Origin of the sequence: Kitasatospora sp. NPDC058965 (assembly GCF_042741245.1) — a bacterium.
Classification (GTDB): domain Bacteria; phylum Actinomycetota; class Actinomycetes; order Streptomycetales; family Streptomycetaceae; genus Kitasatospora.
Genome location: NZ_JBHYKG010000003.1, coordinates 40750 through 56689 on the forward strand (window position 1 = coordinate 40750; position 15940 = coordinate 56689).

Here is a 15940-nt window from a genome sequence, read left to right on the forward strand (position 1 = left end):
ACCAGCCCGGTGCGGCCCCTTCCAGCGCTGAGCGTGCGCGAGAACCTCGCCGGGATGCGCGCGATGAGGAAGGACCAGATCGGCTTCCTGCAGCAGGCGCTGCGCGAGCACGGGGACATCTTCCGGATGCGCCTGGCGGGTCTGCCGATGGTGATGGTCAACCGGCCCGAGTACATCCACCACGTCCTGGTCGACCACCACGAGCGCTACGACAAGAACGGGTTCCTGGACCGGACCACCCGGGCCATCCTGCGCGACGGGCTGATCGGCAACCCGGGCGGCGAGCCGTGGCGCACCCGCCGGCGCATCATGGCGCCCGCCTTCACCCGGGGCAGCGTGGCGACCTTCGCCGAGGGCATGACCGACCTGACCACCGGGCTGATGGACCGCTGGCGCTCGACGGTCGGCCCCGACGAGGTGGTCGACGTCTCCGAGGCGGTGTCCAAGCTGACGCTGCGGATCGTCCTGAGCTCGCTGTGCGGCTTCGATCCCGGTGAGCGCACCGAGCGCTTCGAACGGGACTTCCTGGAGGTGAACGACCTCGCCGGGCAGTACGTCCGCTTCCCGTTCCCGCCGCTGAACTGGCGCACCCCGTCACGGAACCGGCTGCGCGCCGGGATCGCCCGGCTGGACGAGTTCGTGAGCTACCTGATCCGCACCCGGCTGGACGAGCCCACCGAGCGGCTCGACCTGTTCGCGATGCTGGCCGGCGCCCTGGACCCGGACAGCGGGGCCGGTCTGAGCCTCGATCAGCTCGCCAACGAGGTCCTGACCATGATCATCGCCGGGTACGAGACCTCGGCGAACGCGATGGCCTGGATCTGCTACGAGCTGGCCACCCACCCGGACGTCCAGCGGCGGGTCCAGGAGGAGGTGGACCGCGTCCTGGACGGGCGGGTGCCGACCTTCGCCGACCTATCGGAGCTGACCTACACCAGGATGGTGATCGACGAGACGCTGCGGCTGCGCACCCCGGCCTGGCACACCATGCGCAACTCGGTCGACGAGGACGTGATCGGCGGCTACCGGATCCCCAAGGGCGTCAGCATCTACCTCAACATGCTGCTGTTCCACCGCCACCGCGAGTTCTGGCCCGACCCGACCCGCTTCGACCCCGACCGGTTCACCCCCGAGGAAGTGGCCCGGCGGCCCCGCAACGTGTACCAGCCGTTCGGCAGCGGGCCCCGCCACTGCATCGGCAAGCACTTCGCCCTGATCGAGTTCCACCTGATCACCGCCATGCTCGCGCAGGCCTTCACGGTCAGCAGGCCCGCCGGCCAGCCCGACGTGGGTTTCGCCCCGCTGCTGACGCTGCACCCCAAGGGCGGCATCCACCTGCGGCTGCAGCGCCGCTGACGATCCGAGGAGGGCTACCGTGTCCGAGACCCTGTCCCGCCCGCAAGGCGGCCGCACGGCCGCACCGCTCAAGGAGATCCCGCTGGTCCGGCCGCGCGACGGCATCGGCGGCACGCTGGCGTTCAAGCGCGACCAACTCGCCTTCCTGGCCGGCGGACTGGCCCGGCACGGCGACATCTTCCGGTTCCGCCCGCTGGGCCTGCCGATGGTGATGGTCAACCACCCCGACTACATCCGGCAGATCCTGGTCGACAAGGGCGAGCAGTACGACAAGAACGCGGCCATCTTCAAGGTGGTCCGCCCGGTACTGCGCAACGGCCTGATCGCCAATCCGGACATGGCCCTGTGGCGCCGCCAACGGCGGATGATGGCACCGCACTTCACGCCCAGGGCGGTCGGCAGCTTCACCCGGAACATGACCGACGAATCGGTCCTGATGCTTCAGCGCTGGGAACGCGACTACCCCGAGGGCGCGACGATCGACGTCACCGACGAGATCGGCCAGTTGGCCCTGCGGATCGTCAACCGCTCGCTGTTCAGCGCCGAGGTGGGCGAGGTGGCGCAGGCCTTCGAGCGGGCCTTCGGCGTGGCCAACAGCGTCCTCGGCGCCTTCTTCCGGTTCCCGTTCCCGCCGTTGAGCGTGCCGACGCCGAGCCACCGCAGGCTGCGCCGGGCCATCGACGACATGGACAGCTTCGTGTCCGGGTTCATCCGCGAGCGGCTGAGCGGCGGCACCCCGCCCGGCCAGGACGTCGACCTGCTCAGCCTGCTGCTGCACTCGGTGGACGAGGAGGACGGCAAGGGGATGGACCTGGAGCAACTGCACCACGAGGTCCTCAACATCTGCATCGGCGCCTACGAGACCACCACCAACACCCTCTCCTGGACCTTCTACCTGCTGGCCCGGCACCCGGAGATCGAGGAGCGGCTGCACGCCGAGCTCGACCAGGTGCTCGGCGGGCGGGTCCCGACCTTCGAGGACCTGCCGAAGCTGGCCTACACCCGGATGGTGGTCGAGGAGGCGCTGCGGATCTACTCCCCGGCCTACCAGTTCATGCGCCGGGCGGTCGTGGAGGACGAGATCGGCGGCTACCGGATGCCGGCCGGCAGCAACGTCCTGGTCAACAGCTACTTCCTGCACCGCCACCCGGAGTTCTGGCACGAGCCGGAGCGGTTCGACCCGGAGCGGTTCAGTCCCGAGGAGGCCGCCAAGCGGCCCAAGCACGCCTACGTGCCGTTCGGCAGCGGCCACCGGGTCTGCATCGGAAAGCACTTCGCGATGAGCGAGCTGGTCCTGGTCCTGGCCACGGTGGCGCGCAGCCACCGCCTGGTGATGCCGGCCGGCGCGCCCGAGGTGCTCCCCGAGGCGCTGATCACCCTGCACCCCAAGGGTGGTGTGCACCTGCAGCTGGAACACCGCTGAGCCGGCCGAACGCTGACAAGAAGGAGTCCGAGATGAGCGCCGCGATCGCTGTACCCGAGATCCTCAACCCCTTCCCGTACCAGGTCAATCCGCACGTCGAACGGGCGCGTTCGCAGTTGGCCGAGTGGACCCGGCGGATCGGCCTGGTCCAGCGCGAGTCCTCGCGCGAGCGGTTCGAGCGGGCCGACTTCGGCTGGTTCGCGGCGGTGGTCTACCCGACCGCCGGCGCCCGGCACCTGGAGCTGATGGCCGACTGGTTCGCCTGGCTCTTCCTGGTCGACGACCAGTTGGACGACGGGGCGGTCGGACAGAGCCTGGAGCAGGCCCGGGAGGTGGTCCAGGGGATGCGGGCGGTCCTGGAGAGCCCCGACCACGGCGCGGCCGCCGCCGTGGACCCGCAGCTGCCGACCGCGGTCTCCTCCCTGGCCGACCTGTGGCGGCGCACCGCACCCGGCGCCACCGTGCAGTGGCGCCGCCGGTTCGTCCGGCACCTGGAGGAGTGCCTGCGCACGGCTGCCGTCTGGGAGGCCGGGAACCGGATCCGGGGCATCGTCCCGGACGCGGAGACCTATGTGGTGAAGCGCCGGCACACCGGCGCGATCTACGTCTGCATGGACCTCATCGACATCGTCGAGGGCCTCGACGTCCCCGAACGGGTGTACAGCAGCGCGGAGTTCACCGCTGCGCTGAACGCGGCCTGCAACGTGGTCTGCTGGACCAACGACGTCTACTCGCTGGAGAAGGAGCGCAGCCTGGGCGAGGTGCACAACCTGGTGTACATCGTCCAGCACCACGGCGGGATCGACCCGTCGGCGGCGATGGCCAAGGTCTGCACCGCCGTCTCGGCCGAGACCGAGCTCTTCCTGGCCGACGAGCAGGTACTGCTGCGCGCCCACCCGGACGCGGCCGAGGTCTTGGTCCCGTACCTCGCGGGCATGCGCAGCTGGATGCGGGGGAACCTGGACTGGTCCAGGCGGACCAAGCGCTACCACCCCGCCGGGCAGGTCGACCGGGCGCGGCCGCAGGAGTACCTGGAGGCCGAGCTGGTGAAGGCCGGCCGATGACCCTCACGACCGGCACCGACCTCGGCCGCGCCTGGCACCTGCTGCACGAGGCACGCGAGTCGATCGACCCGGAGCTGCGCAAGGCGGTCGACCGGCTGGCCGAGCCGATCCGGACCGTGGTCGGCTACCACTTCGGCTGGTGGGACGAACAGGGCCGGCCGGCCCGGGCCGACTGGGGCAAGGGCGTGCGCGGGGCACTGGTGCTGGGTGCCGCTCGGGCGGTCGGCGCCGACGCCGGGGCCGCGGTGGCCACCGCCTCGGCCGTCGAGCTGGTGCACAACTTCACCGTGGTGCACGACGACGTGATGGACGGCGACGTGCTGCGCCGCGGCCGGGCCACCGTCTGGTCGGCCTTCGGCACCTCGCAGGCCATCCTGGCGGGCGACGCGATGCTGGTGCTGGCGCTCGGCACGCTGAGCGCCCAGTACCGTCCGCAGGCCGTGCGGGAGGTCTCCCGCACACTGGTCGACCTGGTGGCCGGTCAGGGCTGCGACCTGGCCTTCGAGGCCAGGTCGGACGTCGAGCTGGAGGAGTGCCTGCAGATGGCGGCGGGCAAGACCGCCTCGCTGCTCGCCTGCGCCTGCGCGGTCGGTGCGCTCGCCGCGGGCGCCGCACCGGAGCAGGTGGACGCGCTGCGTGCCTTCGGGCACCACCTGGGCCTGGCGTTCCAGTTGGTCGACGACCTGCTCGGCATCTGGGGGGACAGCCGGACCACCGGCAAGGCGGTCGGCGCCGACCTGCGGCTGCGCAAGAAGTCGCTGCCCGTGGTGGCCGCGCTCGCCGCCGAGGGCCCGGCCGCGGACCGGCTGGCCGAGCTCTACCACCGGGCGGGGGCGCTGCCGGACGCCGAGGTCGTCGAAGCCGCCTCGCTGATCGAGCGGGCCGGCGGACGGGCCTGGGCCCGGGCGGAGGTGGTGCGGCAGCGGCGCCGGGCGCTGGACTGCCTGGCCGCGGCCACCACCGGGGCCGCGGCCGATCCGGACCTGCTGGCGATCGCGGACCTGATCGCCGGGCGCGAGCTCTGAGCGGACGCCGACCTGATCGCCAGGCGCAAGCTCTGAGCGGACGCCGACCTGACCGCCGGGCGCGAGCTCTGAGCGGACACGGACCTGATCGCCGGGCGCGAGCTCTGAGCGGCCGGGGGTGCTGACCGGCCGCGCGCCGGCGTCGGCCACCTGCGCAAGCCCGTGCGGGGCCCGAGGGCGTGACTGCGCCTCGGGCCCCGCGTTCGGTGCTGCGACTCAGTGCTCCCGGTCCCCGCCGCGGCCCGCGCCGGAAACGCGACCGACCGGTGCGTCGGCGGGTGCGGCGGCCTGGGCCGGCACCGGCGCGGCGGTCCGCCCGCGGCCCGGGATCAGCGCCGTGACGAGCACCGCCAGCACCGCCGCGCCGCAGCCCAGCGCCAGCGCGGTGCGGAAGCCGTCCTGGGAGGGCAGCTGGTACGGCCCGAACGAGGTGGTCAGGTGCGAGAGCACCACTCCCACCACGGCCGAGGAGGTGGAGGTGCCGATCGAACGCATCAGGGTGTTCAGCCCGTTGGCGGCGGCGGTCTCGGTGACCGGCACGGCCGACATGATCAGTGCGGGCATCGAGGCGTAGGCGAACGCGATGCCGGTGCCGATCACCACCGAGACCAGCAGCAACTGCCAGGCGGCGCTCATCAGGGCGATGCCCAGGCCGTAGCCGCAGGCGATCACGGCCCCGCCGACCAGCAGCGAGACCTTGGGCCCGGCCTTCGCCGACACCTTGGCGGCGAGCGGCGAGACCGCCATCATCACCAGGCCGGACGGACCCATCACCAGACCGGCCATCAGCATCGACTGGCCCAGCCCGTAGCCGGTGGCCCGGGGCATCTCCAGCAACTGCGGCAGCACCAGCGACATCGCGTACATCGAGAAGCCGACCACCACCGAGGCCAGGTTGGTCAGCAGCACCTGGCGGCGCACGCTGACCCGCAGGTCGACCAGCGGCTGCGCGGTGCGCAGCTCCCACCAGGCCCAGGCCGGCAGCACCAGCACGGCGGTGGCGAACAGACCCAGGGTGGTGCCGCCGGTCCAGCCCCAGTCACTGCCCTTGGAGACCGCCAGCAGCAGGCAGACCAGCGCGACCGACAGGCCGGCCGCGCCGACCAGGTCGAACCGGCCGCCGCTGCGCCGGGCCGACTCGGGCACCAGCAGCAGGACCAGTGCCAGCACCACCGCGCCGAGGCCGGCCGAGACCCAGAAGAGCACGTGCCAGTCGGCGTGCTCGGCGATGGCGGCGGCGGTCGGCAGGCCGAGCGCGCCGCCGACGCCGAGCGAGGAGCTCATCAGCGCCATCGCGGAGCCGAGCCGTTCGGCCGGCAGCTCGTCCCGCATGATGCTGATGCCCAGCGGGATCACACCGGCGGCGCACCCCTGCAGCGCCCGGCCGACGACGATCGGCGCGAGCGCGGAGCTGACCGCGCAGACCACCGAGCCGACCACCAGCACCGCGAGGCTGACCAGCAGCATCCGCCGCTTGCCGTACATGTCGCCGAGCCGGCCGAGCACCGGGGTGGCGACCGCACCGGCCAGCAGCGTGGCGGTGATGGTCCAGGAGGCGTTGGCGGCGGAGGTGTGCAGCAGCTTGGGCAGCTCCGGGATCACCGGCACCACCAGGGTCTGCATCAACGCGACCACGATGCCGGCCGCCGCGAGCACCGCGACCACTCCGGTGCCGCGCGGCGCGGCCGCTGTTTCGCTCATTGCTCTTCCTCGCCTCTGGGGACCGCGGGCCCGCGCCCGCAGCGATGTGCATGATGCATATCGCGTGCATCATACATATCGCGGCCCGCCGGGGTAGCCTCTCGGTGATCGACGCGGGCAGTGAGCGGGAGGACGGACCATGGCGCAGTTCCGGCATCGGCGGGAGACCCTCGGCGTGCTGGAGCGCGAGCTGATGCTGCTCTCCCGGCACAGCCTGGGCGGCCGGACGACCGGCATGGAGCGCCGGCTCGACCGCTCCGCCTACCACCTGCTCAGCCGGATGCGGGTGCAGGGACCGATGTCGATCGGCGAGCTCGCCGAGGCGTTCGGCCTGGACACCTCCACCGTCAACCGGCAGACCTCGGCGATGCTGCGGACCGGCCTGGTCGAGCGGATCCCCGACCCGGACGGCGGCATCGCCCGCAAGCTGCGGGTCACCGAGGAGGGCGCCGCGCAGTTGGCGGCCGACCGCGCCACCACGCTGGACGGCATCGGCGACCTGCTCGCCGACTGGACCCCCGAGCAGGTGGCGGGGCTCTGCGACAGCCTGATCCACTTCAACACCAGCATCGAGCGCTCCGAGGGCCGCCCCTGGCCGCGCGCCGAGCCGTAGCCGGCTGGCCCAGCACCCCGACCGGACACCCCCGAGGAGAGCCATGACCGCCGCCAGGCCCAGCGTCCTGCTCGTCACCGACCTCGCCTATCCCGCCCGGGGGCGGCGGTACGGCGACGAGGACGTCCAGCTCTCCGCCCGCCTGCGCGCGGACTTCGACGTCGCCCTGTGCCACCCGCTCGACGCCGCCGCGCTGATGGACGCCTTCGACCTGGTCGTCGTCCGCAACAGCGGCCCGGTGCTGGGCTACCAGGACGCGTACCAGGCCTTCCGCCGCCGCGCGCTCGACCGCGGCGCCCTGGTGTACAACCAGCTGACCGGGCGGGCCGACATGGCCGGCAAGCAGTACCTGGTCGACCTGAGCGCCGCCGGGTACCCGGTCATCCCCACCGTCGACCGGGCCGCGGACGTCGCCCGCCTGCCCGTCGTCCCCGAGTACGTCGTCAAACCGAAGCTCGGCGCCGACTCGATAGGACTGCAGGTGGTCCCCCGGGCACAGCTCGACACCGTCGCCGCCCACGGGGACGTCCTGGTCCAGCCGCTGATCCGCTTCGCCTACGAGGTCTCGTTCTACTTCGTCGACGACGCCTTCCAGTACGCCCTGCACGCCCCCGACCCGCAGCGGCGCTGGCACCTCGAACGGTACGAACCCACCGCCGCCGACCTGGAGTTCGCCCACCGCTTCATCGACTGGAACACCGTCGGGCACGGCATCCAGCGGGTCGACGCCTGCCGCGCCCCCGACGGCGGACTGCTCCTGGTCGAGTTGGAGGACCTGAACCCGTACCTGTCCCTGGACCTCGTCGACGAGCCCACCCGGGACCGGTTCGTCGCCGCCCTCACGGCCGCCCTGTTCCGGCTGGCAGGAGGCCGCCGACCCTGACCCGCGCCCGACGGAACGTCACCGTGACGGGGCCGGCTGGACCGGCATGGGCGCGCGTTTGACGGCGCGGCTGACGATGGCCGTCTCGACGTGGGTGATGCCCAGCCCGGCCAGGTCGCGGGAGAGGAAGCCGTAGAGCGCCGTCAGGTCCGGGAAGTACGCGGCCGCGTGCAGGTTCGACGGCCCGGAGGTCGCGAACGCGCCGTGCACCGACGGGTGGTCGGCCAGCGCCTGCCCGGCTGCGGCCAAGTGGTCGGGGGGCACCTGCAACAGGAGTTTGGCCTCGATGGGCAGCCCGAGCCGGCGGGGATCGACCAGCACCTGGGTGACCAGACGGCCCTGGACGACCATGTGGGTCAGGCGTCGGCGCACCGTGCTCTCCGGATGGCCGGTGCGCGCGGCCAGAGCCGTCGCGCTCAGCCGCGCGTCGGGTGCGAGGGCTTCGACGAGGGACTGTTCCAGGGCATCGGTGTCGACGCCGTACGGGCCCCGGGAGTCGGGAGCCGTCGTCGCCGCGACCGGCTCGCCCGGCCGGAGGGCCGCGCGTTCGGGTGCGGTCAGCACCTGGTGGCGCCATTCGGAGGTGAGCCGGAACACGTGCAGGATCGTCGCGCTCTCCACGGAGGTCACCGCCTGGGTGGAGGGCAGTTGACGGAACACCAGCGGGTCGCTCGACCCGGGCTCGGTGCGGGCGACCGCGAAGATCTCGTCCCCCGCCGTGGTGACGTCGATGAACGGGATGTCCTCGCGGGCCGCGAGCGCGGCCACGATGGTGTCGAGCTTTCCCCGCAGGACCCGGATCCGCAGGAACAGGGCCCCGGCCGAGCCCCCGTTGCGCGGGCGCGCGACGGGCGAGACCACGACACGCACGGTGCCGTCGGCGGCGAGTGCGTGCAGCCGGCGGCGGACGGTGGCGGCGCCGAGCCCGAGCGCCTGCGCCGCCCGCTCCGCGGTGAGCCGGCCGTCCCACTGCAGGGCGGCCACCAGCCGCTGGTCCAGGGGGCTCAGTACGGAATTCGTCGATTCGCGCGCCATGGAGGCAAGTTTCGCCCATCCCGCCGCCCTGCGGTGCCCGTCGCGCCGCCGACGCCCCAACGATGGGGTTGTCCCCAGCACCCCGAGAACACCGGAACCACTGCGGAGGCCCAGGTGCCCGTGCTCCAGCAACGCAAGAACGTACGCTTCACCAGCGGCGACACCTCGTGCGCCGCCTGGCACTATCCGGGGACCAACGGCGGCTGCGTGGTCATGGCCGGCGGCACCTCCGTGACGAAGGAGCCGGCCTCGGACCTGTTCGCCGCACGGTTCAACGCCGCCGGCTTCGCCGTCCTCGCCTTCGACCACCGGCGCTTCGGCGAGAGCGGCGGCACGCCGCGCCAGATCGTCCGCTTCGACGAACAGGTCGCCGACTGGCACGCCGCGATCGACTTCGCGGCCACGCTGCCCGACGTCGACCCGGACCGGATCGCCGCCTGGGGCTTCTCGCTCGCGGGCGGCCACATCTTCCGCGTCGCGGCCGACCACCCGCGGCTGGCCGGCGCGATCGCCCAGACTCCGCTGGTCGACGGTCGGGCGATCGCTCCCCACGCGCTGCGCGCCATGACGCCGGGCGCGCTCCTGGGCCTCTTCGGCCTGGGCCTCGCGGACGCGCTCGGCGGCCTGCTCGGACGGGCACCGCTGCTGGTCCCGACGTCCGGGCCGCGCGGCACCGTCGCCTCGCTCACCACGCCCGACGCCACGGACGCCGACCGCGCCCTGGACCCCGAGGGTCGCCACACCACCTGGGAGCGGACCGTCGCCGCCCGGATCGCGCTGCGGATCGGCGGGTACCGGCCCGGCCGCCACGCGTCCCGGATCCGCTGCCCGCTGCTGGTGGTCGTCTGCGACCAGGACCGGAGCACGCTGCCCGGACCCGCCGTCCGGGCCGCCCGCCGGGCGCCGCGCGCCGAGGTGGTCCGCCTGACGGGCCGCCACTACGCCCCGTTCCTCGAATCGCACGAGCGGGCCGTCGAGGCACAGACCTCGTTCCTGCACGAGCACCTGGCACCCCGATGACGCAGGCACCGCCCGGCCCGAGGACCGGCACCGGAGCAGCCCCCGCCGTGCGCGCGGCCGGCGGCCGGTCCGGGCACCGCGAACTCCGAGTACCACCGCCCGCGCAACCGCGGGGACGCGAGGCGACAGCCGCATCCCGAAGAGGAGTGTGCACATGATCATGGTGACTGGCGCGACCGGAACCGTCGGCCGCGAAGTGGTGAGGCTGCTGGTGGCCCGGGGCGCCGAGGCCGGGGCGGTCACGCGGGATCCGGCCGCCCGCGGGTTCACCGACGGCGCCCGGCTCATCGTCGGCGATCCGTCGCGGCCGCAGTCGCTGGCGCCGGCGCTGGACGGCGTGGAGGCCCTCCTGCTCAGTCCGCGCGCCGTCGACGGCGCGAGCGCGCAGGTACTGGACCTGGCGGCCGAGCGCGGCGTGCGCCGGGTGGTGGTCCTGTCGGCGGTCACCGTCGAGTACGGCGGCGGGTACCGGCGGTTCGCCGAGGAGTTCGAGCGGGTCGAGACCGCCGCCAGGGCCTGCGGGCTGCAGTGGACGTTCCTGCGGTGCGCCGACTTCGCGGCCAACGCCCTGGCCTGGGCCCCGCAGATCCGTGCGACCGGCCTGGCCCGGGGCGTGTACGGGGACGCCGCCAGCTCCCCGGTCCACCAGCGGGACATCGCCGAGATCGCGGTGCGGGCGCTGCTCGACCCCGACCACGCGGGCTGCGCCTACGCGATCACCGGGCCGCAGTCGCTCACCCAGCACGACAGGGCCCGACTCATCGGCGAGGCCGTCGGCCGGAAGGTCGCCTTCGAAGAGGTCTCCCCCGCGGTGTTGCGCCGGGCGCTGCTCGCCCAGGGGCTTCCGGAGGACGTGCCCGACCGGTTGATCGGGTACGCGGCCGCGTGCCTGGCGGCGCCGGGGCCGACGACGGACACCGTCGCGCGGCTCCTGGGGCGCCCGGCCCGGACCTTCGCCACCTGGGCCGCCGAGCACGCGGCCGCGTTCCGGAGTTGAGGCCGGCAGGGCGGCGGCACGGGATCCTGACGAACCGTCACGGCACCTCGCCGACCGCGCCGGCGCCCTGCCGAAAGTCTCATGGGAGAGCCGTGTTCATTCTCCCGCGGGAGGGAAGCACTGCCAGCATGGAGAATCCTGGTGCCCCCGAGGCGGAGGCCGGGCGCGAAGCCCTCCTCGCCTCGCTCCGTGACGACAGCCTGGACGCGTTCGAGCAGGTCGGCGCGGTGCTCGATGCCGCGCTGGCGCTCGGGGTGGCCTACGCCGCGGACGCCCAGCGCGTGCGGCGGGACTTGGGCGGACACGCGCGCACGGTCCGCGACCTGCACCTGGTGATGCCGATCGTGGCGCCGATGAAGGCCGGCAAGTCGACCCTCGTCAACGCCCTCGTCGGATATCCGCTGCTGCCGGCGCGGGCGAATCCGATGACCACGCTGCCGACCCGGATCCGGCTGGTCGACGGCCTGGATCCCGAGTGGCCGGAGATGACGGTCCCCCCGGACACCGTCGCCTTCTTCGACCGGGTCGTCGAGTCCGTGCGGACCGAGGTCGGGCGCTCCGGCTGGCGCCCTGCCGAGGAGCACAGCCAACTCGTGCCGCTGCTGCAGGAGATCACCGCGGGCACCGTACCGCCCGTGCTGGTCGAGTACCGGGGCCGGGCCGAGATCCACGCCGTGCTGACCCGGTTGAACGACCTGCTGCGGCTGGCGGTGCTGGCGAACGCCGGCGACGTGATCAGCGAGCTGCACGAACTGCCCGAGCTGCGCAGCGGGTTCTGGTCGGGTTCGGCCGTCGCGGGGGCCACCGGCGGGGAGCTCGTGCTGGTCGACACACCGGGACCCAACGAGTACGCCCTGTCCAGCCAGCTCGGCGCGGTGCTGGACGCGGTGCTCCGGGCCAGCCACGTGGTCCTGGTGGTCCTCGACTTCACCCAGATGGGCAGCAGCGCCGCGGAGCAGATCAGGGAGCTGCTCGGCCCGCAACTGGCGGTGATCGGGCGGGAGAAGATCCTCGCCGTGGTCAACAAGGTCGACCTGCGCGGCTACGGCGGGAACGCGGACCAGGGGCCGGCGCAGACCCGGGCCGCCGTCGCCGCCGGGCTGGGCCTCACCGCCGAGCAGGCCGCCGCCCAGGTCTTCGAGTCCGTCGCCACCTGGGGCCTGAGCGGGTCCCGGGTGCTGATCGAGGCCGACCGCGACGGGGACGCCTTCGCACCCGGCGACAGCGAGGCGGTGCGGGCCTTGATGCGCGAGCGCGCCCCGTTCTCCGCGTGGGAGGAGATCCGCCCCGCGCTGACCGCTCCCCAAGTACGGCGCGACGCCCTGCAGGTGGTCGAGCGCAGCGGGGTCACCGCGCTGGCGCAGCAAGCCCTCGGCCGGCTGCGCGCCGGCGCGGTCCCCGTCCTGCTCGGCTCCGGCCTGCGGCGCCACCTCGACGCCGTGGACCGGCTCGACCCGGTGGTCCGGCTCGAAGTGGGCGCCACCGGCACCGGCGGCGCCGAGATCGCCGCGGCGCTCGCCGACCTCGACCGCGACCTGCAACGGCTGGAGGCCGTCCGCGCGGCGCTCCCGGACCCGGCCGCGCTGGTCCGGGCGTTCCGGCGCGACCTGGAGAAGTTCGTCGGCGAGGTGCGCGACCAGGGCCGGGACGTGGTGGCCCTGTTGGAGGCCTCCCCCGGCAGCGCGGTCCCCCCGCCGCGGCGACAGCGGTTCCCGGGAGTGCTGGCCGTCCTGGACCGCGGCCGGCGCATCCTCGCCAACGGTGTGCTCGCGGAGCAGGGGGACGCCGACCTGAAGGAGTTCGACTCCCCGGCCGCCGCGGACGCCTACGCGGCCCGGATGAGCGCCACCGTGGCCGACCAGCTCGGCGAGGTGCTCGGCCTGGCGCGCACGGAGTTGGGCCGGCGGGTCGACGGGCTGGCGGCGCGGGCGATCGAGGTGCAGGAACGGGAGGTGCGGGCCCTGCTCGCCTCCTCCACGGCGAAGCTGTCGCAGACCTTCGCGGTGCAACTGGACGTGCCGAAGCCGGTGGTGAGCGAGGGTGCCATCACGGTGGAGCTGCCGAAGGCGACCGTGCGCTCCGAGACCCGGTACAGCTCCGGGTGGGACAGCGAGGAGGAGGTCCCGCTGGTCAGCTGGTTCTTCCCCAAGACGTTCACCAAGCGGGTCGTCGTGCACCACAGCGGCAGCAGCTACGACGTGCACCACCACCAGGTCTCCCGCAAGGCCGTCGCCGCCGCGCTGCGCACCGCCTTCGACTCCCAACTCGACACCCTGCGCGGCGAGCTGGCCGACTACGTGGCCAAGGAGGTGCGCGCTTCCCTGGACGCCTACTTCGGCCACGTCGGCGACTTCCTGGTCTCGCTGCGCGACACCGTGCAGCGGGCGGTCGACTCCTCCCGGCTCAGTGCCCACGAGAAGCAGCGCCGTCTCGACGCGCTGACCGCCCTGCTGGCCCGGACCCACGAACAGCAGCTCCGGCTGGGCTCGTTGCTCACCCGGCTGGCCGAGTACGAGCAGCGGGGCGTGGGCGCGTAGTGGCCACGCCGGCGCCGGCACAGTGCGGTGCGGCCTGGTCGCTGCTGGTCCGTGCCCTGGACCGGCTGGCCTCCCTGGAGGAGGGCACCCGGGACCTGTTCGGCGCCGACGGGGACCCGGTGTGGGAGCGGGCCCGGCGGTTGCGCGCCGCCGCCCGCACCGTTCCCGACCCGCTGCCGCCCGGCTCGCTGCACCGGTGCGACCCGCAGGTGTGGCCGGGCGTCCGGGCGCTGCACGAGGCACTGGCCGCGCTGGGCGACCTCGCCGAGACCCGCGGGGCGAGCACCGCCGCCCACGCCGACCTGCTCGCCGACGCGTTGCGGTACACCGCCTGGCCGGTGCCGGTGGCCGCGGCCGCGGTGGCCGAGTTCCGCCGGGCGGTCGCGGCCGGCCGTGAGCGCGCGGTGCACGACGGGACCCGGGCGATCCGCCGGGCGGCGGGAGCCGAGGCGGACTTCGCCCCGGCGGCCCTCGCCGCCCTGGAGGAGGTCGCGGAGCAGCTCGCCGGCGCGCTCGGTACCGCCGCTCAGGCGTTGGACGGCGAGGTGACGACGTACCGCCGCCGGCTCGCACGGATCCGGGCGGCGGCCGTCGAGGTGTGCCCCGGTGTCGACGCGCTCCGCCCCTCGCCCGTCGCGGCGCCGGACCTGCCCGGGCAGCGCGGGACCGTCCCCGCCCCGGTGCTGCCGCCCGGCACCACGGACCGTCGGGAGACCGCCGACCGGATCTGCGCGCGGTGGCGGACCGAGGTGGACGGCCTCTGCGGCCGCCTGCTCGACGCGGTGGCCGCGCCCGGGGAGTACGCCCGGTGGCTGGACGAGCTCGACGGCCTGCCGGAGAGCTGGCAGCACCGGGTGCGCGAGGACCTCGGCGAGAGCCGCCGGCGGGCCAGGCGGCTGACGGGGGCACTCAACCAGATCCGGCGCACGGAGTCCGACCTCGCCGCCGGGCGCAACCGGTGGAACGCCGCAGTGCTGGCCGATGGCCACCGGTTCAGCCCGGTGGCGCGGGAGTTGCTGGCGGTCTTCGGCGCGGCACTGACCGGGAGCGGTGCGCCGGAGCGGCTGCGCGCCGACCTCCACGCGCTGACCGAACGCGGCGGCGAGCTGCGGATCCCGTTCGTCGGGCCGCTCAAGGCCGGCAAGTCGACGCTGCTGTGCGCGGTGCTCGGGGCGGCGGTGGCCCCGCACCCGGTGCGGCCGGCGACCCTGCTGGCCACCGCCTTCGTACCGGTGCCCGCGCCCGCACCGGGGGGCGACACGGCCCCGACCCTGGCCGTACCCGCCCGCATGCGGGACGAACACCGGGCGCTGGTCGAGGAATTGGCGCGCGCGCTCGGCAGCGTCGACCCCGGCGCGTTCGCCGACCGGCCGGCCCTGCGGCACACCGCCGAGCACCTCCTGACGCGGCCCGCGGAGCTCCGGGCCGAGTACCGGGGGACGGACGACGTGCGGTCGGTGTTGGCGGAGTTGAGCGACGTGGTGCGGCTCGCCCTGACCGTGCTGCCCGCCCGGCAGGTGGCCGGGGCCGCCCGCTGGCTGCCCCGGGTCCGGGTCCCGGTCCCGGGCTACCAAGGGCAGGGCACCCTGCTGCTGATCGACACCCCTGGGGTGGACGCCGGACCGACCGGGCCCGGCGCCTCGGCGCGGTCCGCGGCCGCCGCCCACACCGAGGCGGTGCTCCGCACCGTGCTGGCCGAGGCGGACGGCTGCGTCGTCACCGTCGACTACACGCAGATCGGCAGCGCGTCCGGGGTGCGGACCGGGCAGCTGGTCGGGGAGTTCGCGGCCGGGCTCGACCCGCGCGCCGTGGCCGTCGTGCTCAACCGCGTCGACCAGCGCGGTGCCGGATCGAGCGAGGACCTCGACCCTGCCGCAGCGGTCGGCGCGGCCGGACAGGCGCACGGCCTCGCAGCCGACCCGCCCGTGCTGTCGTTCGCCACCAACGCCGCGGTGGGCCTGGCCGTCCAGCGGTGCGACGCGGGCGGCGCCGCCGCGGTCGACGCTTTCCTGCGGCTGGGCTTCCCGTTCGACCCGCCCGGCGCCGCCGACCTGCCGCCGGACCGGCTCGCCGGCCTGCTCGCCGCGGCACGCGAGCAGGCCGGGACCGCGCCACTGCGCACCTACCTGCTGCAGCACCTCGACCTGACCGGCCTGGCCGTGGACCGCGCGCTCGCACGGGCCGGCGCGCTCGGGCTCGCCCGGGCGACGGCACTGGCCGACGACCTGCGGTGGGCGTACCGGCGCGCCCTCCAGGAGCCCTGCTGACGGAACGTCGGCCCGGTCG

The 15940-nt window shown here is 74.2% G+C and carries 12 protein-coding genes; 10 read left to right on the forward strand and 2 right to left on the reverse strand.

The genetic code is table 11. The features are described from left to right. The first annotated feature begins 33 nt into the window (after positions 1-33). Genes ACFW1A_RS01180 through ACFW1A_RS01195 form a run of 4 tightly spaced genes read left to right on the forward strand, consistent with a single transcriptional unit; the run spans position 34 to position 4868 of the window. A complete protein-coding gene (locus tag ACFW1A_RS01180; protein WP_380401974.1) occupies positions 34-1356 on the forward strand; it encodes a cytochrome P450 in 1323 nt (440 codons plus the stop codon). Between the two features lie 19 nt (positions 1357-1375). Beyond that, positions 1376-2779 carry a cytochrome P450 gene (locus ACFW1A_RS01185; protein WP_380401977.1) on the forward strand — a complete coding sequence of 468 codons (1404 nt, stop codon included), beginning with the start codon at positions 1376-1378 and terminating at the stop codon, positions 2777-2779. Between the two features lie 32 nt (positions 2780-2811). Next, a complete protein-coding gene (locus ACFW1A_RS01190) occupies positions 2812-3843 on the forward strand; it encodes a terpene cyclase (protein ID WP_380401980.1) in 1032 nt (343 codons plus the stop codon). Then, positions 3840-4868, forward strand: coding sequence for a polyprenyl synthetase family protein (locus ACFW1A_RS01195; protein ID WP_380401984.1), 1029 nt, complete (start codon positions 3840-3842; stop codon positions 4866-4868). Before ACFW1A_RS01190 ends, ACFW1A_RS01195 begins: the two co-directional genes overlap by 4 nt. Positions 4869-5084: 216 nt before the next feature. On the opposite strand, the gene ACFW1A_RS01200 is transcribed toward ACFW1A_RS01195, so the two are convergent. Further along, entirely contained in the window at positions 5085-6569 is a 1485-nt protein-coding gene (locus ACFW1A_RS01200; RefSeq protein ID WP_380401987.1) for an MFS transporter, read from the reverse strand. Between the two features lie 139 nt (positions 6570-6708). On the opposite strand from ACFW1A_RS01200, the gene ACFW1A_RS01205 reads away from it, so the two are divergent. Continuing rightward, positions 6709-7182 carry a MarR family winged helix-turn-helix transcriptional regulator gene (locus ACFW1A_RS01205; protein WP_380401990.1) on the forward strand — a complete coding sequence of 158 codons (474 nt, stop codon included), beginning with the start codon at positions 6709-6711 and terminating at the stop codon, positions 7180-7182. Positions 7183-7225: 43 nt separating this feature from the next. Beyond that, positions 7226-8065: a hypothetical protein gene (locus tag ACFW1A_RS01210; RefSeq protein WP_380401993.1), complete on the forward strand. Its 840-nt coding sequence runs from the start codon at positions 7226-7228 to the stop codon at positions 8063-8065. An 18-nt stretch (positions 8066-8083) separates the two neighbouring features. Here the strand turns inward: ACFW1A_RS01210 and ACFW1A_RS01215 are convergent, their stop codons facing one another. Further along, a complete protein-coding gene (locus ACFW1A_RS01215; RefSeq protein WP_380401996.1) occupies positions 8084-9100 on the reverse strand; it encodes an AsnC family transcriptional regulator in 1017 nt (338 codons plus the stop codon). A gap of 114 nt (positions 9101-9214) precedes the next feature. Here ACFW1A_RS01215 and ACFW1A_RS01220 point away from each other — a divergent pair, with 114 nt between their 5' ends. The 4 genes from ACFW1A_RS01220 to ACFW1A_RS01235 all read left to right on the forward strand — a co-directional run bounded on the left by ACFW1A_RS01220 (position 9215) and on the right by ACFW1A_RS01235 (position 15921). Next, entirely contained in the window at positions 9215-10120 is a 906-nt protein-coding gene (locus ACFW1A_RS01220; RefSeq protein ID WP_380402000.1) for an alpha/beta hydrolase, read from the forward strand. A gap of 154 nt (positions 10121-10274) precedes the next feature. Then, the gene (locus ACFW1A_RS01225; protein WP_380402005.1) at positions 10275-11117 is read left to right on the forward strand and encodes an NAD(P)H-binding protein; all 843 of its coding nucleotides are present in this window, start codon (positions 10275-10277) and stop codon (positions 11115-11117) included. 128 nt (positions 11118-11245) lie between these two features. Next, the gene (locus ACFW1A_RS01230) at positions 11246-13654 is read left to right on the forward strand and encodes a dynamin family protein (protein WP_380402008.1); all 2409 of its coding nucleotides are present in this window, start codon (positions 11246-11248) and stop codon (positions 13652-13654) included. After that, positions 13654-15921: a hypothetical protein gene (locus tag ACFW1A_RS01235; RefSeq protein ID WP_380402010.1), complete on the forward strand. Its 2268-nt coding sequence runs from the start codon at positions 13654-13656 to the stop codon at positions 15919-15921. Before ACFW1A_RS01230 ends, ACFW1A_RS01235 begins: the two co-directional genes overlap by 1 nt. Positions 15922-15940: the final 19 nt, after the last annotated feature.